At 37.4% G+C, this 22,527-nt stretch carries 10 protein-coding genes; 7 read left to right on the top strand and 3 right to left on the bottom strand.

The annotated features are described in order from the left end of the window. Positions 1-34: 34 nt before the first annotated feature. Positions 35-1,867: a phosphoenolpyruvate carboxykinase (GTP) gene (locus tag I7H67_RS16315; RefSeq protein WP_005307903.1), complete on the bottom strand. Its 1,833-nt coding sequence runs from the start codon at positions 1,865-1,867 to the stop codon at positions 35-37. 389 nt (positions 1,868-2,256) lie between these two features. On the opposite strand from I7H67_RS16315, the gene I7H67_RS16310 reads away from it, so the two are divergent. The 5 genes from I7H67_RS16310 (at position 2,257) to groL (ending at position 16,360) form a co-directional block, all read left to right on the top strand. Continuing rightward, on the top strand, positions 2,257-3,195 hold the full coding sequence (locus I7H67_RS16310; protein ID WP_198308326.1) for a diacylglycerol/lipid kinase family protein: 939 nt from the start codon (positions 2,257-2,259) through the stop codon (positions 3,193-3,195). After that, entirely contained in the window at positions 3,176-3,934 is a 759-nt protein-coding gene (locus I7H67_RS16305) for a metallophosphoesterase family protein (RefSeq protein WP_198308325.1), read from the top strand. Before I7H67_RS16310 ends, I7H67_RS16305 begins: the two co-directional genes overlap by 20 nt. Before the next feature lie 302 nt (positions 3,935-4,236). Next, complete coding sequence (blp1, locus tag I7H67_RS16300; protein WP_198308324.1) at positions 4,237-14,136, top strand: biofilm-associated Ig-like repeat protein Blp1; 9,900 nt, start codon at positions 4,237-4,239, stop codon at positions 14,134-14,136. A gap of 240 nt (positions 14,137-14,376) precedes the next feature. Further along, the gene (gene groES / locus I7H67_RS16295; RefSeq protein ID WP_002120604.1) at positions 14,377-14,667 is read left to right on the top strand and encodes a co-chaperone GroES; all 291 of its coding nucleotides are present in this window, start codon (positions 14,377-14,379) and stop codon (positions 14,665-14,667) included. Between the two features lie 58 nt (positions 14,668-14,725). Then, positions 14,726-16,360 (top strand): chaperonin GroEL, encoded by a 1,635-nt coding sequence (groL, locus tag I7H67_RS16290; protein ID WP_049837303.1) that lies wholly within the window; start codon positions 14,726-14,728, stop codon positions 16,358-16,360. 170 nt (positions 16,361-16,530) lie between these two features. Here the strand turns inward: groL and I7H67_RS16285 are convergent, their stop codons facing one another. Then, positions 16,531-16,905 (bottom strand): diacylglycerol kinase, encoded by a 375-nt coding sequence (locus I7H67_RS16285; RefSeq protein WP_016137277.1) that lies wholly within the window; start codon positions 16,903-16,905, stop codon positions 16,531-16,533. A 106-nt stretch (positions 16,906-17,011) separates the two neighbouring features. Between I7H67_RS16285 and I7H67_RS16280 the strand changes: the two genes are divergently transcribed. After that, the gene (locus I7H67_RS16280; protein WP_198308323.1) at positions 17,012-17,974 is read left to right on the top strand and encodes an MBL fold metallo-hydrolase; all 963 of its coding nucleotides are present in this window, start codon (positions 17,012-17,014) and stop codon (positions 17,972-17,974) included. Positions 17,975-18,019: 45 nt separating this feature from the next. On the opposite strand, the gene I7H67_RS16275 is transcribed toward I7H67_RS16280, so the two are convergent. Beyond that, on the bottom strand, positions 18,020-19,162 hold the full coding sequence (locus I7H67_RS16275) for a glycerophosphodiester phosphodiesterase (RefSeq protein ID WP_198308322.1): 1,143 nt from the start codon (positions 19,160-19,162) through the stop codon (positions 18,020-18,022). Between the two features lie 263 nt (positions 19,163-19,425). On the opposite strand from I7H67_RS16275, the gene I7H67_RS16270 reads away from it, so the two are divergent. Then, positions 19,426-22,521, top strand: coding sequence for a multidrug efflux RND transporter permease subunit (locus tag I7H67_RS16270; protein ID WP_198308321.1), 3,096 nt, complete (start codon positions 19,426-19,428; stop codon positions 22,519-22,521). The last annotated feature ends 6 nt before the right edge of the window (positions 22,522-22,527 follow it).

Here is a 22,527-nt window from a genome sequence, read left to right as displayed (position 1 = left end):
GGCCGCACAAGGCGACCTTTTTTATATTTAGCAATTAGAAGCCAGTTTTTACAGCTTCAAGTAAAGCTGCTTGACGTTCTTTTAATGCTTTTGGTAAGCGCTCACCAAGTTTATTGAATAACTCAGTGTGGCTTTCAATTTCAGTAACCCACTGATCTTTATCTTGAGCTGTGATAAGGTCAAATTCTTCTTTAGAGAATTCAGTACCTTCCCAGTTCAAGTCATCGTAAGTTGGAACAAGACCAATTGGTGTTTCAACAGCGTTTGCACGACCTTCACAACGGTCAATGATCCACTCAAGAACACGCATGTTTTGACCGAAACCAGGCCATACGAAGTTGCCTTCAGCATCACGACGGAACCAGTTTACATTGAAGATTTTTGGTAATTTATTACCAGCAGCTTCAGCTTTTGTACTTACTTCTTGACCAAGGCTTAACCAGTGATCGAAGTAGTCAGCCATGTTGTAGCCAGCAAACGGAAGCATCGCGAATGGGTCACGACGAACGATACCTTGTTGACCAACAGCAGCAGCAGTAGTTTCAGAACCCATAGTTGCAGCTTTATAAACGCCATCAACCCAATCAAAAGCTTCAGAAACTAAAGGAACCGTATCTGCACGGCGACCACCGAAGATAAATGCAGAAATTGGAACACCTGCTGGATTTTCCCAGTCAGCATCGATAGAAGGGCATTGACCAGCAGCAACAGTGAAGCGCGCATTTGGATGAGCAGCTTTTTCACCATTTACGTGAGGTTGACCTTTCCAGTTAGTTAAGTTAGTTGGAATTTCTTTAGAAAGACCTTCCCACCATACTTGACCGTCGTTAGTTACCGCAACGTTTGTATAGATAACATCTTTGTGAAGAGTTGCCATACAGTTAGGGTTAGTCTTGGTATTTGTACCAGGAGCAACACCAAAGAAACCAGCTTCTGGATTGATGGCGTATAGACGACCATCTTCACCTGGTTTGATCCAAGCAATATCGTCACCTACAGTCTCAATTTTCCAGCCTTCATAGCCTGCTGGTGGAATTAACATTGCGAAGTTTGTTTTACCACATGCAGATGGGAATGCTGCAGCGATATAGTGTTTTTCACCTTGTGGGTTAGTCACACCAAGAATAAGCATATGTTCAGCTAACCAACCTTGTTCGCGACCCATAACAGAAGCGATACGAAGTGCTAAACATTTTTTACCAAGTAATGCGTTACCGCCATAACCAGAACCGTAAGACCAGATTTCACGAGTTTCTGGGTAATGAACGATGTATTTTTCAGGGTTACAAGGCCATGCAACGTCTTTTTGCCCTTCAGCAAGTGGAGCACCTACGGTATGAATACAAGGAATGAATTCGCCGTCTGTACCTAACACGTCATAAACTGCTTTACCCATACGTGCCATTTTACGCATGCTAACAGCAACGTAAGGAGAGTCGGTTAACTCGATACCGATATGAGCAATATGGCTTCCAAGTGGACCCATAGAGAAAGGTACAACATACATTGTACGACCTTCCATTGATCCTTCGAACAAACCATTTAACTTTTCACGCATAACAGCTGGTTCTTCCCAGTTGTTTGTCGCACCAGCATCTTCTTTCTTTTGAGAGCAAATGTAAGTACGATCTTCAACACGCGCAACATCAGATGGGTCAGAATTTGCAAGATAAGAACCAGGATGTTTTTCTTGGTTTAATTTCTGCATGGTGCCGTTAGCGATCATCAAGTCGATTAGACGTTGATACTCTTCTTCGCTTCCGTCACACCATTCGATTTTTGCTGGTTTGGTTAAGTTTGCAATTTCTTCAACCCATGCGATAAGCTTAGGATGACGAACGAATTCTGGTGCGTTCACTGTGGTCATGGTGAGGCCTATTCAAAATATGTACAACGTACAAGTCATTCATTGAGGTACAATGAAAGATCAAATAAAAAAGTGGCTGTATTAAAGCACAAAATCATAAAAAAAATAAGACTAAAGAATAAGAAATAGATATTTTGATTTTTTATTTTTTTTAATTTAAATCATATATTTATTGTTTTTTGGTGTATTTTATTCTTTACATTTTTATGTTGTATGTGTGTTATTTATATTATTTATTTTTTTTAAAATCAATAACTTGATGTTTAAATTTTTCTTGAGAATTATTATTGATTAAACAAATGATCATCATTCGAAATTTACATAAAGAGACTTTTATTAGGCGATTTTCTATACAAAATACAAGGTAAATCCTCTTTAAGATAATAAAAATGCGGACTTTAAAACCTCTCTCTATCATCTATAACCAGAAGTCGGGTTTTCATGCTTCAAAACATGAAGATATGTATGAACAATTAATGACTGTACTCACCGAATTTGGTTTTGAAATACAAGTTTTTGAATTATCGGAAGATGTTTCATTTGATGATTTAATGAATCAAGTGATTCATCGGCATAGTCAAAACGAAAATTTAGGTGTTGTTGTGGCAGCGGGTGGAGACGGGACGTTAAATGCAGTAGCATCAAAACTTCGTCATACCAATATTCCTATGGGAATTTTACCTTTGGGGACTTTTAACTACGTCGCTAAAGTTTTAGATATTCCTTTAGATTTGTTAGAGGCGGCTGAAGTCATTGCTACAGGTACACCGCGTTCTGTACATATTGCGACTATTAATGACCATGTTTATTTGAATAATGCGAGCCTAGGTCTTTATCCATTGTTTATAAAAAAACGTGAGCTCTACAATAAATACTTAGGACGTTTGCCTTTACATGCGTATACCTCAGCTTTGGATGTTTTATTAAGAGAGAATAAATCTATGAAGCTCTCCGTCACGGTTGATGGAAAAAAATATCCTGTCAAAACCCCTCTAATTTTCTTTGGTAATAATCAACTTCAACTATGTGATATGAAATTAAGAATTGCTGATTGTGCTGCACAGGGGAGAGTCGCTGGAGTAGTCATTACAAAAAGTGATAGGCTTAGTTTATTACATATGCTTTGGCAATGGATTCAAGGAAAGGTTGAAGAGACAAAAGATGTTTATAGTTTTTGTGCTGATCATGTCATTGTTGAATGTGCAAAAAAATCAAAACTTACTGTAGCTTTAGATGGTGAAATATTAGAGATGAAAACACCATTAAATTTCACTGTAGAAAAGAATGCTTTAAATATTATGGTGCCCAATGTTATTACATCTGTCTGATTTGCATTTTGGAACAGAAATTGAGGCCTGTTTAGATGCAATTCGGCTTTTTTGTACCGAGCATAAACCTGAAGTTATTGTTGTGAGTGGAGATATCACTCAGCGAGCCAGATATCAACAGTTTTATAATTGTCGTCAGTTTTTAGATAGTCTTAATATTCCTTATCTTGTTGTGCCTGGTAATCACGATATTCCGTTGTACCATGTCTGGAACCGTTTTTTCTCACCATTTACTCGCTATCAATATTTTTTTGGCCAGCTTGAACCAACTTTAGAAACTGAACATTTCTATATTGTTGGCGTAAACAGTATACGCCGCCGTTATCATACTCGTGGACATATTTCGATTGAGCAAATTCAAACTACATATGAGCGATTACAGCAGGGGCCAGAGAATAAAATCAAATTAGTGGTTTTTCATCAGCCTTTTTATACCCCGCCTGATGATGAGCATGGTATTAAAGATTGTCCCGTATTAGGGAAAATGGCTCTCGAAAAATGGAGTAAGACAGGGCTATTTGGTATGTTACATGGGCATCTTCATAAAACAGCCGTATATGATTTAACGCAAATTTATCAATTAGAAATAGATCATCCTATTTATGATATTCATGCAGGAACAGCGACATCTAGTCGTTTGCATTATCATGTTCCAAATAGTTTTAATGTCATTTCAAATGAAGGAAGAATTAATCATTATTGGTTTAATTATGATTTAAAGATTTTTCAATTAATTTAATTTATAAAAATTCTATAAGACATTTAACTTAAGAGTAGATTGATAAAATTTTATCCATTACAATGCCTAAGCTTTAAATTCTATATATGGGGAATAGGAAAACATTCTTAATGTTTTATCATTTTAAAAATAATATTAATGGATACATAAAAATTTTTAACTATATAAAAAGCCATGTTTTTAACTAGCTATAATAAGGGTTTTAGTATTTTGTGAAATTTAATAATATTTTGTAAAATGAGTATCTATTGACTCAATATTTTAGAAAAACTTAATAATATTTAAAATTTCATGGTGGATAAATGGTACAAGTATCATTAATGGCAAATAATGCTTCAAAAAATAATACAGTTGATATTGATGTAGGCCAGACAAAAACTATTGTAGTAGATCCTAAAGAAATCGCAAAGATCGATATAAGCCCAGAAAAAATTGCCTCAATAACAAGAGAAGGAAATAATGCAATTATTCATCTAAAAGATGGAACTGAAATTATTTTAGAAAACTATTTTATTAGCGAAAATCCGCAAATTCTTTTAAATGATGGGCAGAGTTATTGGACTGCCAGTTTAGGTGAAGATGCTACTGGACAGACTACTGTTAATTATTTAGAAGTAAAAGATGCACCAAAACTTATAGACTCTTCATCTTCTGTACCTCTCTGGACTGGGGTGGTCAGTGCTTTAGCAGGCGCAGGAACAATTGCTTTACTGTCACGGAAAGATCCTAAAGACACGACCCCTCCTGAGCCAGGTAATTTGATTCTCAAAAATCTTTTAGACTCAGGCGCCTCAACAACCGACCAGATCACTCAAGATAAAAACTTCACTTTAAAGATTGAGGGACAGGAAAGTGGAAGTCGAGTAACGTATTTGGTCTCTACCGATGATGGTAAGACGTGGCAAGAAACAACCGCAACTCAAAAAGATTTAGTGGATGGAAATTATCTTTACAAAGCTGTAGTAACAGACCGAGCTGGAAATGCATCGGAAACTGCTATACAAAAAGTGGTTGTGGATACCACAGCACCGCAAGCAGGTGAACTAACTTTATCTGATTTGAGCGATACAGGCGTCTCAGCAACTGATCAGATTACGCAAGATCGAACTTTTGATTTAAAGATTGGCGGACAAGAAGTAAATAGCCAAATTACTTACTGGATGTCGAAAGATGATGGTAAGACGTGGCAGGAAACAACCGTAACTCAAAAAGATTTAGTAGATGGAAGTTATCTTTACAAAGCTGTAGTAACAGACCGAGCTGGAAATGCTTCGGAAACTGCTATACAAAAAGTCGTTGTGGATAGCACAGCACCGCAAGCAGGTGAACTAACTTTATCTGATTTGAGCGATACAGGTGTTTCAGCAACTGATCAGATCACTCAAGATAAAAACTTCACTTTAAAGATTGAGGGACAGGAAAGTGGAAGTCGAGTAACGTATTTGGTCTCTACCGATGATGGTAAGACGTGGCAGGAAACAACAGTAACTCAAAAAGATTTAGCTGATGGAAGTTATCTCTATAAAGCTGTAGTAACAGACGTTGCAGGTAATACCTCAGAAACTGCTATGCAAAAAGTGGTTGTGGATAGCACAGCACCGCAAGCAGGTGAACTAACTTTATCTGATTTGAGCGATACAGGTGTTTCAGCAACTGATCAGATTACGCAAGATCAAACTTTTGATTTAAAGATTAACGGACAAGAAGTAAATAGCCAAATTACTTACTGGATATCGAAAGATGAAGGAAAGACATGGCAGGAAATCACAGTAGCTCAAAAAGATTTAACCGATGGTGTTTACCAATATAAAGCTATAGTTACAGACGTTGCAGGCAATACCTCAGAAACCGCTATACAAAAAGTCGTTGTCGATACAACAGCGCCGCAAGCAGGTGAATTAACTTTATCTGATTTGACTGATACGGGTATATCAGCAACGGATTGGATTACGCAAGATAATAATTTTAATTTGAAGCTAACTCAACCAATTGTGATTGGAGAGCAAGCTGCTTTATTAGACCACTATGAAGTCTCTACCGATGAAGGAAAAACTTGGCAGGAGACAACAGATGATCAAAAAGATTTAGCTGATGATATTTATCTCTATAAAGCCGTAGTAACGGATCTTGCTGGCAATATCTCAGAAACCGCTGTACAAAAAGTGATTGTAGATAATTCTTTAAATATTGAATCAACTACAGTAACTGTAAAGCCGATTACTGAAGACAATACAATAAGTCTAGTTGAAAAAGATCAAGTTATTTCTATAAGACTGGACGTAGATAATCTACCAACAGATTTAAATAGCTCACTGACTTCAATAAATACGATATTAAATGATGTTATTTATAACTTTCATTTTGATGAGCTAACCCAAGAATGGGTTACTGAAATTCCAGCAGAGTTTCTGTGGTCAGAAGAATCGCAAACCAATATATCAATTGATATTAGCCTTACTGATCAAGCTGGCAATACAGCGATTATTAAACAGATTCAAAATTATAATGTAGATCATACTCCGAATTCACCAACACTAGATTCACTAACTTTTAATAATATAGATGGAGCTATCATTTCGGGGAACGCATATAAAGGAAGTAAAGTCGATATCTACAATAAAAATGGAGATTGGCTTACAAGTACAATAGCCAATGAAGAGGGTAAATTTACCTTACAAAATCTTTCAATTAGCTCAAATGATGAGGTTTATGCAGTTGCTACTTATAATGGATACAGCAGCGAAAAATCATCAATTGGACTAGTTACTGAAGTTCCAGCTCTTAGTATTTTACGAATTAGTCCAGAAGGTGTGATCACTGGTTATGCGACCGAAGGCAGTCATTTTATTGTAAAAGATCAGAATGGAAATATTCTACAAGAGTTTAAATCTATTGCATTTGAGGGCTCAGGTATTACGCCTTTTAGTGTAATAGCATTAGGTGAAGTCAGACCATTTACTTTGTCCCTCGACCAACCTTTGAAGGAAGGTACTCAAATTATTATCTCTACCGATAAAGATAATGTTTCAGGCCATCCACAATATATTACCGCAGACTATACGCCCGCAGTATTTTTAGAAACTCCACAATTTGATATCAGTGGTGAAACCTTATCAGTACATGTCAATGAACCTAACAGCCTTATTCTTGTGTTTTCCGGAACAGGAAATCTAATTGCTAACGGTGTTACAGATGAGCAAGGTTTTGCAAGCTTATCTGTACTCCAATTTTTAAAAGAAGGCGAATCGGTTACCGTACAGGTAGTAGATAAAAATCAAAATACAAGTGAAGCTCTAATCGAAGTTCCAAACTTTGCTTATATTCCACATGTTGAACGTATTACACAAGAAGGCTTAATTTCTGGGTTCGCTGAAGATAATAGTACGGTAATTGTGCGTGATGCTGACGGTAATGAATTAGGGAAGGTTACATTAGGTGATGACAATAGTTGGAATGAATTTAGTCATTTTAGCTTGAGTGTAAACCGTCCTTTAATTGATGGAGAGCAAATTTCCGTTCAAATTATTGATAATAAAGGTCTGATGAGCCCTGATCAGAATATTGTTGTAGATCTGACTCCTCCACCTGTTCCAACAGATTTAAATTTCAATGATGTTGGTGATCTAGTTTATGGTCATGCAGAACCTTTCTCTGAAATTTTCGTTAAAGATGGACAAGGAAACATTCTTAATAAATGGTTTTGGAATAACTGGACCGACGAGAGTGGAAGTTTCTCGATAGAATTAGGTATGTTTTTAACCAATGCTGAGACAGTTTATGTTACGGCTACAGATGTAAATGGAAATGTAAGTTTAGCTGCTCAGATACAGGCGCCTAACTATGCTTTTGCCCCATATGTGGATAGCTTTACTTCGGACGGAGTGATAAGTGGGCAAGCTGAAAATAATAGTACTCTCATTGTTAAAGATGCCAAAGGTGAAGTCGTAGCTGAAATTAAAGTCGGTGAAGATAACGGCTGGAATGGATCAAGTTATTTTAAACTCCAACTTGATCGCCCTCTTGTTGATGGTGAGCAGTTCTTCTTATCAATTAAGGATGCTCGTGGACAAATAAGCACCGATACTGTAATTACCGCTGATACAGTTCCTCCTACACCAGCCAGTAATTTAGTTTTCTCAGAAGATGGTTCATATCTTACGGGGGTAGCAGAACTGAATACTACGATTCAGGTTTTTGATCATAATGGTCAGCCATTGAATATATGGAATAATACCGTCAACTCGGACGGTACATTTACTGTTTTCTTAGGTAGCAATAATTTACATGGAGAGGCATTCACGGTCACTGTTAAAGACCAAGCTGGAAATGTGAGTGAAGTTGTTTCAATTAAAGCTCCACTTGATGATATCGCACCAAATCCAATTAAAAATATTTTACTTGATGCAAACGGTCAAAACTTTACAGCACAAGCGGAAGCAAATAGTCAGATTGAAGTTTTTGATTCATTGGGTAATCAGACGGGTTGGGGCTCTACAGATAGTGCTGGTAATGTCTCAGGCTTTTTCAATCAAACCTATTTACATGGTGAGGAACTCACTTTTGTTGTCATAGATCGAGTTGGTAACCGCAGTGTCGAATTTAAGCAAAATGCTTTAATTGATACCATTGCACCAAATCCGATTGAAAATATCATTTTCAACGAAAATGGCCAAAGCTTTATAGCTCAGGCAGAAGCTGGAAGTTCTATTGATGTATTAGATCAGGCTGGAAATAAGATTGGTTTTGGGTATACCGATAGCTCAGGTAATGTATCTGGTTATTTTCAGCAAGTTTACTTACATGGTGAGGAACTCACTTTTGTTGTAGTAGATCGAGCGGGTAACCGCAGTGCAGAGATCAAGCAGAGTGCTTTGAATGACGATGCCGCGCCAAATCCCATTGAAAATATTGTATTAGATATCAATGGACAGAGCTTTACAGCTCAGGCTGAAGCAAATAGCCAGATTGAAATTAAAAATACCAATGGTGACATTATTGGTTATGGATCAGCAGATAGCACAGGCAATGTTTCTGGTTACTTGTATCAGGTCTATTTACATGGCGAAGAGCTTACTTTTGTTGTCGTTGACCGAGCGGGTAACCGTAGTACAGAAGTTAAGCAGAATGCTTTGATTGATGATATTGCACCAAATCCGATTGAAAATATTGTACTTGACTCAAACGGTCAAAACTTTACGGCACAAGCAGAAGCAAATACTCAAGTTGAAGTTAGAAATGCTGCAGGTGAGGTCATCGGTTCAGGTTATGTAGATGGTGCTGGTAATGTGTCAGGTTATTTATATCAAGTCTATTTACATGGAGAAGAACTCACTTTTGTTGTCGTTGACCGAGCGGGTAACCGTAGTACAGAAGTTAAGCAGAATGCTTTGATTGATGATATTGCACCGAATCCGATTGAAAATATTGTACTTGATGCGAACGGACAGAACTTTACAGCTCAGGCAGAAGCAAACGCTCAGATTGAAATCAAAAATGCTGCTGGTGAAGTCATAGGATATGGTTCAACCGATAGCATGGGCAATGTTTCAGGTTACTTATATCAGGTTCATTTACATGGAGAAGAAATTACTTTTGTTGTAATTGACCGAGCGGGTAACCGCAGTACAGAGGTTAAACAAAATGCTTTAAATGATGACATTGCTCCGAATGCGATTGAAAACATCATTTTCAATGAAAATGGTCAAAACTTTACAGCGCAAGCTGAAGCGAATAGCCAAGTTGAAGTTAAAAATGCTGCAGGTGAGCTTGTAGGTTCAGGTTATGTAGATAGTGCTGGTAATGTCTCAGGTTACTTGAATCAAATTTACTTAAAAGGTGAGGAACTTACTTTTGTTGTGATTGATCAAGCTGGTAATCGTAGCGTTGAAGTAAAACAAACAGCCTTTCTTGATAATACTGCACCAGAAAATGCTACTAATTTAGTATTTAGCGAAGATGGTTCATATCTAACTGGTATGGCTGAGCCAAATGCTACGATTCAGATATTTGATCAGAATGGTCAATTGGTAAATCAGTGGAATAATAATGTTAATTGGGATGGAACATTTAACATCTCTTTATACAGTAACTACTTGCATGGCGAAGAGTTAAAGGTAGTTGTAGTAGATCGGGCTGGTAATTTGAGTGGTGGGGTTACTGTAAAAGCACCGCTAGATGATATTGCTCCTGTGGCTGCAAGTAATCTCACGTTTAGTGAAGATGGTTCATCCCTTTCTGGTGTAGCTGAGCCAAATGCTACGATTCAGATTTTTGATCAGAATGGTCAACAGGTGAATACGTGGAGTCAGAGTGTAAATGCTGATGGTACATTCACTATTTTCTTGGGTAGCTCTAATTTACATGGTGAAGAATTCACAGTTATTGTTAAAGATCGAGCTGGAAATGTGAGTGATGTTGTTTCAGTTAAGGCTCCATTTGATGATATTGCGCCAAATCCGATTAAAAATATTGTACTTGATCCGAACGGTCAAAACTTTATAGCGCAGGCAGAAGCAAATAGTAATATAGAAGTCAGAAATGCTGAGGGTGTGTTAATAGGGCTTGGTTCTGCAGATAACGAAGGTAATGTGACAGGTTACTTCTATCAAGTCTATTTACATGGAGAAGAATTAACTTTCGTTGTCATAGATCGAATGGGCAATCAAAGTGTCGAACTTAAGTTAAATGCTTTGGTGGATACGATTGGGCCGAATCCAATTGAAAATATTACCTTTAATGAAAACGGTCAAAGCTTTACAGCACAAGCAGAAGTAAATAGTTTTATTAGTGTCAAAAATGCTGCGGGTGAGTTTGTTGGTTATGGTTATGTCGATAGCACTGGTAATGTGACAGGCTACTTCAATCAGGTTTATTTAAAAGGTGAGGAACTCACTTTTATTGTTATAGATAGAGCAGGTAATCAAAGTATTGAATTTAAGCAAAATGCTTTAACTGATGATATTGCACCAAATCCGATTGAAAATATTGTATTAGATATCAATGGTCAGAACTTTACAGCTCAAGCGGAAGCAGATAGTCGAATCGAAGTTAAAAATACTGCGGGTGAGGTGATAGGTTCTAGTTATGTAGATAGTACAGGTAATGTGTCAGGTTCTTTTAATCAAGTCTATTTACATGGAGAAGAGCTTACTTTTGTTGTCGTTGACCGAGCAGGTAACCGCAGTATAGAGGTCAAGCAGAATGCCTTAATTGATGATGTTGCACCAAATCCAATTGAAAATATTGTACTCGACTCAAACGGTCAAAACTTTACGGCGCAAGCAGAAGCAAATACTCGGATTGAAGTCAAAAATGCTGCGGGTGAGGTGATAGGTTCTGGTTATGTAGATGGTACTGGAAATGTGTCAGGTTCTTTTAATCAAGTCTATTTACATGGAGAAGAGCTTACTTTTATTGTAATTGATCAAGCAAGTAACCGAAGTATTGAGGTTAAACAAAATGCTTTAATTGATGATGTTGCACCGTCAGCTGCTTCAAATATTACGTTAACGTCAGACGGATTGCTTTTGGGTGAAGCCGAGCCAAACTCAACTGTTGAAATTATTGATCAATATGGCGCTGTTATCACAACAACTTATGTTTGGTACGATGGCACATTTAATCAATGGATTAAGCTGAGTCAATACCAGACACAAAATTTAAGTATCGTTGTTAAAGATATTGCTGGCAACCGAAGTGAAGTTGCTCATCAGTTAGTACCTGTATTTACCAACTCACCAATTGCTGCAACAGAGCTAAAATTGGATGTTGATGGCCATATTCTGACAGGGAAGGCAACAGCCGGAATGACGATTGTTGTTACATCTACTGGTGGTCAGATCATTAATGGAGGGTGGAATAATACTGTGAATGAAGATGGTAGTTTTGCTATTCCGTTAAATGACTATTATCTACAAGAACAGATATTACAAGTTCGAGTTTATGACCTGAATACGAATCAATATAGCCTAATCTCTGAAATTAGTGCGCCTTTAGACAATATTGCTCCAGTAATTAATGATGTGGTGATTAGTAATGACGGTTATGGCATTACTGGGCAAACTGATTCAAAAGTAATCATTAAAGTAATGGATGCGGATGGAGATTTTAGAGCAGAATTTCAATCGGATGAAGCTGGATATTTCAATGCTAGTATTTATCCACCTATATTACGTGGAGAGCAGTTATTTATCACGGCAACAGATTTAGCTAAAAATATAAGTTCTCCATTTAATATTACTTTTAATGCAGATATTAATGCACCTCCATCAGCAAATCATGTTGTGGTATCTGAAAATGGTTTCTTTGTTGAGGGAACTGCTTCACTAAATAGTGAGGTGCGCATTTTTGATGTGTATAGTAATTATATTGGTGGCGGTTCTGTAGATGAAACAGGGCATTTTAATATCCAGTTATACTCACCTCAGGCGAATGGACAAACTTTACGCGTTGTTGTGGAGCAAAATGGCTATCAAAGCGTTTATACAGAAATTAAGGCACCTATAGACACTGTCGCACCAAATGCAGCAACTCAGCTTGTCTTAGAAGATGGAAATGTACTTTCAGGGCAGGCGGAAGCATATTCAACTGTTAATATTTTTGATGCTAATAATAATCAGGTTGGCCAAACCACTGTCGGAAGTGATGGAACCTTCACAATACACTTATGGTCCCAATATTGGCATGGAGAAACATTGACGGTAAAAGTAGTTGATGGCAATCAAAATGAGAGTGGGGGTACAACTGTTGTAGCTATAAATGATACAACAGCACCGAAAATAGCCACACAGCTTGCCATGAATGGATGGAGCGAGCTCACGGGACATGCAGAAAGTAAGGCTACTCTTGAAGTTACATATCATTTTGCTGATCAAGAACCTTTTGTAACAAATACTATGGTCATGGCAGATGGAACTTTCTCTACTTATATGTATGAGAATGTGACATCATTTGATATTACTGTTATTGATCGTGCAGGAAATCGTAGTGAAACTATCAGCAAAACAGTTAATGATTTAACTACAATCACTGTTGATCAGTTTATAGGGGATGCTACAGATAATATTTATATAGTTGATCATATAAGTGATTTTGTTCAAGAGTATGGCGTTGCTACTGTTAATGTATTTCAGGATGTCTGGATAGATACAAGTCATTATGAGGAGCAATGGGTAGCTTCTGGTTATACTGATAATATATGGGTAGATACAAGCCATTTTGAAAATGTTTGGATTGACACAAGTTACTCCCAAGATATTTGGATTGATACAAGCTATTATCAAGATACATGGGTCGTTGATGGCGTAATAGACGTCTACATGGACTCAAATGGCATAAATTACTATTCAGATGATGGTTCGTATAATCAATATGTGAATACGTACTATGATTATAATTTAAATCAATGGCAGTCAGGATATGAACTATCAGGTCCTAATACTCTAGAGGTTGGACATCTTGAACAACAACTCGTTCAAGATGGACACTATGAATCTCAATGGATTGAACAAGGTTATTATGAGCAACAATATGTGTTTGATGGTCATAATGAAGAGGTTTGGGTAGATACGAGTCATTACGAAAGTGTTTGGGTTCAAAGTGGTTATTCGGAAACACAAATAGTTGGGTCTGAACTTAAAGATACGGATTTTGGTGGACACGATAAAATAATTAGTTCTGTGAGTTATAGTCTGGTTGGATATTCTGATTGGTCGACAAATATAGAAAGTGGTCGTTATGTTGAAGACTTGGAGTTAGTTGGCTCTGCTCATCTAAATGCAACAGGCAATGCTTTAGATAATCTTTTAACAGGTAACTCTGGGAATAACGTTTTGAATGGGCGTGAAGGTAATGATACCTATATGACTAATGACGGTGCTGATACCATTTTGTTCCAATTGCTAAATAGCCAAGATGCGACTGGCGGGAATGGACATGACACGGTGTTAGATTTTACTTTAGGTGATGTAAGAACTGACCTCCAAGCTGACAAAATTGATTTAAGTGAACTATTAATTGACTATTCTAAAGATGTAAGCACATTAGCGAAATTTATTACTGTAGAGCAAGATGCTGGAAACACGACTATTAGTCTTGACCGAGATGGCGAAGGTACAATGTTTAGTAGTGTGTCATTGATAACTTTAAATCAGGTAAATACAACATTAGATGAATTGTTGAATAATCAGCAACTCTTTGTTTAACATTAAAATTTATCTTTATAAAAGAGGCTATGAAAATAGCCTCTTTTATTTTGTGCTTTAAATTTAATAAAAACTCTTCACAACCTGTTAAAAAATGACCAAAAAAGATAAGTTTTTTTTCATTTCCCCCTTGAAGCCTTTTTTTTCATCCCCACAAAAGTGACATCTAAATATTTTGTTATTGCTCTGGATTAAAGCAATAACGATTAATCAAAAAGACTTAGTCTGATGGAGTTAATTATGAGCAACATTCGTCCATTACATGATCGCGTTGTAATTCGTCGCGTAGAAGAAGAAACCAAAACTGCTGGTGGTATTTTACTTCCAGGTTCTGCTGCTGAAAAACCATCTCAAGGTGAAGTAATTGCAGTAGGTAATGGTCAAATCACTGAGAATGGCGTACGTGCTTTGGATGTTAAAGTTGGTGACAAAGTATTGTTTGGTACTTATGCAGGTACAACAGTGAAAGTAAGTGGTGAAGAACTCTTAATCATGAAAGAGTCAGACATTTTAGCTGTGTTGGAAGGCTAATCAATCCATAACTCAATTCATTATCAGATTCAGTATTTAAAAAGATTTGGAGTTTAATATGTCAGCTAAAGACGTAAAATTTGGTGATTCAGCTCGCTCAAAAATGATTGCAGGCGTAAACGTACTTGCAGATGCTGTTAAAGTGACTTTAGGCCCTAAAGGTCGTAACGTAGTGATTGACCGTTCTTTCGGTGCTCCACACATCACTAAAGACGGTGTAACTGTTGCTAAAGAAATTTCATTAAAAGACAAGTTTGAAAACATGGGTGCTCAACTTGTTCGTGAAGTTTCTAGCAAAACTAATGACATCGCTGGTGACGGTACTACAACTGCAACTGTACTTGCTCAAGCAATTTTAAATGAAGGGATCAAATCTGTAACTGCAGGCATGAACCCAATGGATTTAAAACGTGGTATCGATATCGCAGTAAAAACTGTAGTTGAAAATATCCGTTCAAATGCAAAACCTGCTGATGATTTTAAAGCGATCGAACAAGTTGGTTCTATCTCTGCTAACTCTGATACTACTGTTGGTAAACTTATCGCTCAAGCGATGGAAAAAGTAGGTAAAGAAGGTGTAATCACTGTAGAAGAAGGTTCTGGCTTCGAAGACGCTTTAGACGTTGTAGAAGGTATGCAGTTTGACCGTGGTTATATCTCTCCGTACTTTGCAAACAAGCAAGATACTTTAACAGCAGAGCTTGAAAACCCGTTCATTCTTCTTGTTGACAAAAAAATCGGTAATATTCGTGAATTGATTTCTGTTTTAGAAGCAGTTGCGAAAACTGGTAAACCACTTCTTATCATCGCTGAAGATGTTGAAGGCGAAGCGCTTGCTACACTTGTTGTAAACAACATGCGCGGTATTATCAAAGTATGTGCTGTTAAAGCTCCTGGTTTCGGTGACCGTCGTAAAGCAATGCTTCAAGACATCGCAATCTTGACTGGCGCAACTGTTATTTCTGAAGAAGTTGGTATGTCTTTAGAACAAGCAACTCTTCAAGATTTAGGTACTGCACACAAGATCACTGTTTCTAAAGAAAACACTGTAATTGTTGATGGTGCTGGTGATGCAGCTGCTATTGCTGAGCGTGTTCAGCAAATCCGTGCTCAAATTGAAGAATCTTCTTCAGAATACGACCGTGAAAAATTACAAGAACGCGTTGCTAAATTAGCAGGCGGTGTTGCTGTAATTAAAATCGGTGCGGCAACTGAAGTTGAAATGAAAGAGAAGAAAGACCGAGTAGACGACGCACTTCATGCAACTCGTGCAGCAGTTGAAGAAGGTGTGGTTGCTGGTGGTGGTGTTGCGCTAGTACGTGCTGTAAACGTATTAGACAACCTAAAAGGTGCTAACGAAGATCAAACAGCGGGTATCAATATTTTACGCCGCGCGATCGAAGCTCCACTTCGTCAAATTGTTGCGAACGCTGGTGATGAGCCATCTGTAGTTATCAATGCAGTTAAAGGCGGTGAAGGTAACTTTGGTTATAACGCTGCAACTGGCGAATATGGCGATATGTTAGAAATGGGTATTCTTGACCCAGCTAAAGTAACTCGTTCTGCACTTGAACACGCTGCTTCTGTAGCTGGTTTAATGTTAACTACAGAATGTATGATTACTGACATTCCAGAAGATAAACCAGCTGTTCCAGATATGGGCGGTATGGGTGGTATGGGCGGAATGATGTAATAACGCATCAACGCTTGAACTAAAAAAATCCCTGTTTATACAGGGATTTTTTATTTTACGTGATTTTAAGAAATAGTTAAGTTCAATAACTTATATTAAAAAACAGGAACAGCAGCTAGAAGTTCCTCTTTGTTACAGCCATGCTTATTTACTTATAAGCATGGTTTTTTTTATCCTAATAAAATGAACAACCATGTAATAGCAATAATAGAAAGCGCAACAAATTGAGCCGCACTTCCCATATCTTTTGCATTTTTAGAAAGCTGATGTTTTTCAAGAGACACTCGGTCAACAACTGCTTCAATAGCCGAATTGAACAGTTCAACGATCATTGCAAATAGACATACGATAATGAGTAAGACGTGTTCACTGCGGGTTACGTCAAGAAAGAAACTAACTGGAATTAAAATAAGATTAATCAAAACAATTTGGCGGAAAGCTGCTTCATTTTTATATGCTGCTTTAAATCCGGAAATCGAGTAGCCGGTTGCATTTAATATACGCTTAAGGCCTGTTTTACCTTTGTAAGGAGAATAGCTATTCATTTACTTATATTTCTGACACATTTCATGCATTATATAATTTGGGTCTTAAAAAATTATTAAATCTTTTTTAAAGATTTTGACTTTATAACTGAATAGAGAAGAAGAGATGAAAAAATTATGTGTAGCTTTGGGTTTTGCATTTTGTAGCATGCATGCTGCGTATGCCGAGCAAACTCCTACTCAACAAGTACCTGGATATTATAAGCATCAATTCGGAAAATACCGTGTAACGTCTTTACTTGATGGCACGATTTATCTAAATCCTAACTTGTTTAAAAATTTAAATCAGACTCAGAAAACTAAAATATTAACTAAATATGCAGCTGTGAATGAGAAGGGTATTCAAACTTCGGTCAATGCATTTTTAGTAGATGATGGTAAGAATTTAACGCTTGTCGATAGTGGTGCAGCAAGTTGTTTTGGCCCACAACTGGGTTCGATTGCAAAAAATATTGAATTGGCAGGTTATCAACTTGCTAATGTAAAAACAGTATTGCTCACACATTTACACCCAGACCATGTATGCGGCATTGCTCAAAATGGGAAAGCTGTATTTCCAAATGCAACCGTTTATGCACATGAACGCGAAGCTGATTACTGGCTAAATCCTGCTTCTGAAAAAACAGTACCAGCAGATAAAAAGCAAAACTATTTAGGTACTGTGAAAAACATAAAAACTGCTCTTGCTCCATATCAAGCAAAAAAAGCATTCAAGACATTTAAAGATGGCGATGTTATTCAAGGTTTTGAAGTGATAGATACGCGCGGTCATACACCTGGGCATCATAGCTTTCGCTTAAAGAGTAATGATCAGCAAATCATTTTTGTTGGAGATATTGTTCACTCGCATTCTTTGCAGTTTGATGCTCCAAAAACTGGTGTGGATTTTGATGTGAATTCTGAGCAGGCGATTAATACCCGTTTAAAAATGTTCGCTGAAATTTCAAATAAGCAGCAATGGGTTGCAGCACCACATTTACCATTCCCAGGCATTGGCCATGTTTATAAGGTAAACGCCGAGCAATATCAGTGGATCCCACTTTATTTTGATAATGTCGTAGAGAAATAAAAAAAACAGGGCATTTATTGCCCTGTTTTTTATTAAAAGCTTTAATTATTTTGCGGCTTTTTCATAATTAATAACGGCTTCACGGCCAAGTGCTGGGTCATCTGTAAAGATTCCATCAACACCCGCTTTGAAGTAGGCTTCAAACTCTTTTAAAGCACCAGTTGGGCAGCGCTCAGCTGGTTTATCTTGACTGCATTTTAAAGGCTTTGGTAAGAAATTATTTTCTGGACGGAAAGTATAAGGATGTACTTTTAAGCCAGCTTTATGCGCATCAGAAATAAACGAAGTCGTTTGAACTGAGCCATTGTCATTAAAGTTTAGAATATAACCTTTACTTGGTCCTACACCGTTTGCATATTTAGCTACGTCTTTTAAGCTTTGTGCTGTGGCTAAATCAGCATAAGTTTTAGTTTCACCAGATTCAACGAAGTCGGCTGGTTGCGAAGTTTTAGAGTCATAAAGTTGAATAATTTGTGCATGTTTAATGGTTTTATGAAGGTCGAGCTGATCTTTTAAATATTTTAAATTACTCACTTCAAAAGACTGTAAATAGACAGGTGCAATATCACGTGTATATTCATATTTGGCTAGTGTTTTAAGAAGAGTATCTTCCATTGCCAGATTATGATTTTTAAAGTAAGTCGGATGTTTGGTTTCAATATATAAACCAATAATTTTTCCTGTTTTTTTATAATTTGCTTCTGCCAGCTCAATCACTTGTTCTAGAGTCGGGACAGGGTAGAGATCATTATAAACTGTGTTTGCAGGTCGGAACTCTGGAATACGTTCACGCGCTTTAAGTTGGTTTAATTCACTTAAAGTGAAGTCTTCTGTAAACCAACCTGTTAAGTCTTTACCATCAATATTTTTTGTTGTTTTACGGTCTGCAAACTGAGTTAAAGTGCTTACATTGGTTGTTCCACCAATCTCATTTTCATGGCGAGTAACTAACACGCCGTCTTTTGTAGATACTAAATCCGGTTCAATAAAATCTGCACCATCATCAATGGCTTTTTGATACGAAGCTAAAGTGTGTTCAGGGCGTAAAGCGCTAGCGCCACGGTGCCCAATCACTAAAATCTTAGGAAGTTGATACTCTGGTGTAGTTGGCGTGTTTTCAGTTTTATCATCGTCATTACAACCAACCAAGCTAATTAAACTTAAGCATAAAATTGCTCTTTTAAACATAATTCTACTCATATTGTTTTAGTTGAAACGGCTCTAGTCTGCTTATTGAGTTTGACGTGATCATGAAGAATTCATGAATTTTCAGTGACACTTGTTAAAACCTTCTTTATGGGTTTGTAGGAAATGCCTATTCCTGCTTTGTTTTTGTCCTAATTGCATTTATTGTGTTAATTCTACTTGTCTTTTATATATCGCTCGTTGATGATCAAGATGCCGAATTCGGTATTGCCACCCGTTAATTGACGACTTAATTCTGAGCAGCCATGCTATCTAAATTTTTTATTCAGCGCCCTATTTTTGCCAGTGTACTTGCAATTATTGTTATGGCATTTGGTATTTTCTCGGTTCTGAATTTGCCAGTAGAACGCTACCCCGATATTGCACCTCCAAAAATTACAGTATCGGCAAGTTATAGTGGGGCAGATGCACAAACGGTTGAGCAAAGTGTTACTCAGATTTTAGAACAGCAAATACAAGGTATTGATCACTTACTTTATTTTAGTTCTACCAGTGACTCGTCGGGACGTAGCCGAATTACGATCAGTTTTGATAATGGAACAAATCCAGATACGGCACAGGTACAAGTACAAAATAGTATTAGTGGCGTGATAAGACGTTTACCAGATGAAGTACAACGCCAAGGGGTGACGGTAAGTAAGTCTCTGGGCGATACTTTCATGGTAGTAGGTTTATATGACTCGACTGGTAAAGCGGGGAATATTGAGCTATCAGACTATTTAACGACACACGTGGTAGATAACCTGAACCGTATTGAAGGGGTGGGTGAGTCTGATGTCTTTGGTTCGCAATATGCAATGCGAATCTGGTTAAACCCTGATAAATTAAAACAATATAATTTAATGCCAAGTGATGTTGCCAGTGCAATTACCGCTCAAAATACCCAAGTGGCTGCGGGTGCAATTGGTGATTTACCTGTTATTGATGGGCAATATTTAAATACTAAAGTTACAGCTGGTTCTCGACTAAAAACAGTCGAAGATTTTAAAAATATTGTAGTGAAATCAAACCAAACAGCGAGCTATGTCTATTTAAAAGATATAGCTAGAGTTGAGTTGGGTGCAGAAAACTATCAGTCTTTTAACACCATTAATGGTTATCCTGCCGCAGGTTTAGGTATTTCACTATCTTCGGGTGCAAATGCCATTCAGACCTCTAAACTCATCCATCAAACTCTAGATCAGCTTACAACTAAACTACCTGCGGGTTATAAAATTGTTTATCCACGTGATAACACGCCGTTTGTTCAAGAGTCGATTAAGGAAGTCGTAAAGACGCTTATTGAAGCGATTATTTTAGTTATTCTGGTAATGTTTTTGTTCTTGCAAAGCTGGCGCGCGACACTCATTCCGAGTATTACCGTTCCGGTTGTTATTTTAGGAACTTTTGCTGTTTTATATGTGCTCGGTTTTAGCATTAATACCTTAACCTTATTTGCACTGGTACTCGCCATTGGCTTGTTAGTGGATGACGCGATTGTAGTCGTGGAAAACGTTGAACGGCTTATGCATGAACAGCACTTAACTCCGAAAGAAGCAGCTATTGAGTCAATGGGCGAAATTAGTGGTGCTTTAATTGGGATTACATTGGTATTAACTGCTGTTTTTATTCCAATGTCTTTTTTAGGTGGCTCAATTGGGGTGATTTACCGCCAGTTTTCAATTACCTTAGTTGCTGCTATGGCATTATCGCTCGTTGTTGCATTAGTTCTAACACCTGCATTGTGTGCCTTAATTTTAAAGCCTAGCCCTCAGCCTATGCGTTGGGCAGTTTGGTTTAACCAAAAGATTGATCAACTTAAAAATCAATATATCAAGATCGTCCAAACAAGCATTCGTTACAGTAAGTCGGTTGTTGTGATTTTTGTGGCTTTAATTGCTGTATTCATGCTGTTCTATAGCGGTTTAAAAAGTGGATTTATTCCTAAAGAAGATCAAGGGATTTTAAGTGTTCAAATTAAACTTGTTGATAGCGCCCCGATTTCTCAAAGTCAGAAAATTGGTGAACAAGTTCGTCAATATTTCTTAACTCAAGAAGATAAAAATGTGGATTTAGTCTTAATCCGCTATGGTCGAAACAATTCGGGTACAGGGCAAAATTTAGCACAAGGGTTCATTGCTTTAAAACCGTGGGATGTGCGTACCGGAAAAGAAAACTCAGCGGATGCTATACAAAAGCGGGCAATGAAATATTTTAGTCAATTAAATAATGCTCAAATTAATGTGACTTTGCCGCCTTCGGTAAATGGTTTAGGTCAAACCGATGGTATGGATTTATGGATTCAAGATTTAAATGGGCAAGGGCAAGATTTTCTAGATAGTACCTTCCGTCAATTACAAACTCAAAGTAAAAATTATTCAACTTTTGAAAACTTTGATAAGCAATCAACCAATAGTAAAGCAAATCTCAATATCAAAATTGATCAGAAACAAGCATTAGCAAATGGTTTAGAACTACCCGCGATTAACAACACTTTGTCGAGTGCGTGGGGCGGAACATATGTGAATGACTTTATTGACCGTGGTCGTATTAAGCGTGTCATGATTCAAGGTGATGCCGAGTTCAGATCGAAGCCTGAAGATTTATATAACTGGTCTGTGCGTAACAACCAAAATGAAATGGTGCCTTTTAGTTCATTTGCTAACTTTAGCTGGGGTGGTGCTCCTGAAATCGTAAAACGCTATATGGGTTATAGTGCTTTGCAGTTACAAGCAGATGTTGCGAGTGGTAGCAGTTCAGGTCAGGCAATGAAAGATGTTGAACAACTTGTGAATCAGCAAAAAGATGTCGGTTTAGCTTGGACAGGTTTATCTTTTGAAGAACAGAAGTCGACAAATCAGGCTGTCTGGTTATATTTAATTTCGGCAGGCTTTATTTTCTTATGTTTAGCAGCTTTATATGAAAGCTTAAGCATTCCAGCCGCTGTGATGACCTCTATTCCGCTAGGTGTTGGAGGAAGTGTCATTTTCTCTTATATTTTCGGATTACCAAATGATGTGTATTTCCAGATTGCACTGTTAACCACAATTGGTCTGTCATGTAAAAACGCAATTTTAATTGTTGAGTTTGCAGCTTTGGCTCAAGAAAAGGGTAAGAATGCCATTCAGGCGGCTTTAGAGGGCGCTAGCTTGCGTCTAAGACCGATTTTAATGACATCTTTAGCTTTTGGTGCAGGTGTGATTCCTCTTGTATTTGCTCAAGGTGCTGGGGCTGTGAGCCGTCAAGAAATCGGTATTAGTATTTTAGGTGGTGTGATGTTTGGTACGGTGCTGGTTTTATTCTTTATTCCAGTTATGTATGTGTTATTGCGTTCACTTTTTAGATCGAAAGCATCTAGTTAAAAGTAA

It is taken from the genome of Acinetobacter sp. ACIN00229, from assembly GCF_016106645.1.
Classification (GTDB): domain Bacteria; phylum Pseudomonadota; class Gammaproteobacteria; order Pseudomonadales; family Moraxellaceae; genus Acinetobacter; species Acinetobacter oleivorans.
Note: the sequence above shows the minus strand (reverse complement) of the source record. Positions and strands in the feature narration are given on the sequence as shown.

Coding starts and splice junctions, on each gene's coding strand:
- blp1 (WP_198308324.1), top strand. CDS start 4,237: ATGGTACAAGTATCATTAATGGCAAATAATGCTTCAAAAAATAATACA.
- I7H67_RS16315 (WP_005307903.1), bottom strand. CDS start 1,867: ATGACCACAGTGAACGCACCAGAATTCGTTCGTCATCCTAAGCTTATC.
- I7H67_RS16275 (WP_198308322.1), bottom strand. CDS start 19,162: ATGTTTAAAAGAGCAATTTTATGCTTAAGTTTAATTAGCTTGGTTGGT.
- I7H67_RS16285 (WP_016137277.1), bottom strand. CDS start 16,905: ATGAATAGCTATTCTCCTTACAAAGGTAAAACAGGCCTTAAGCGTATA.
- groES (WP_002120604.1), top strand. CDS start 14,377: ATGAGCAACATTCGTCCATTACATGATCGCGTTGTAATTCGTCGCGTA.
- I7H67_RS16280 (WP_198308323.1), top strand. CDS start 17,012: ATGAAAAAATTATGTGTAGCTTTGGGTTTTGCATTTTGTAGCATGCAT.
- groL (WP_049837303.1), top strand. CDS start 14,726: ATGTCAGCTAAAGACGTAAAATTTGGTGATTCAGCTCGCTCAAAAATG.
- I7H67_RS16270 (WP_198308321.1), top strand. CDS start 19,426: ATGCTATCTAAATTTTTTATTCAGCGCCCTATTTTTGCCAGTGTACTT.
- I7H67_RS16305 (WP_198308325.1), top strand. CDS start 3,176: ATGTTATTACATCTGTCTGATTTGCATTTTGGAACAGAAATTGAGGCC.
- I7H67_RS16310 (WP_198308326.1), top strand. CDS start 2,257: ATGCGGACTTTAAAACCTCTCTCTATCATCTATAACCAGAAGTCGGGT.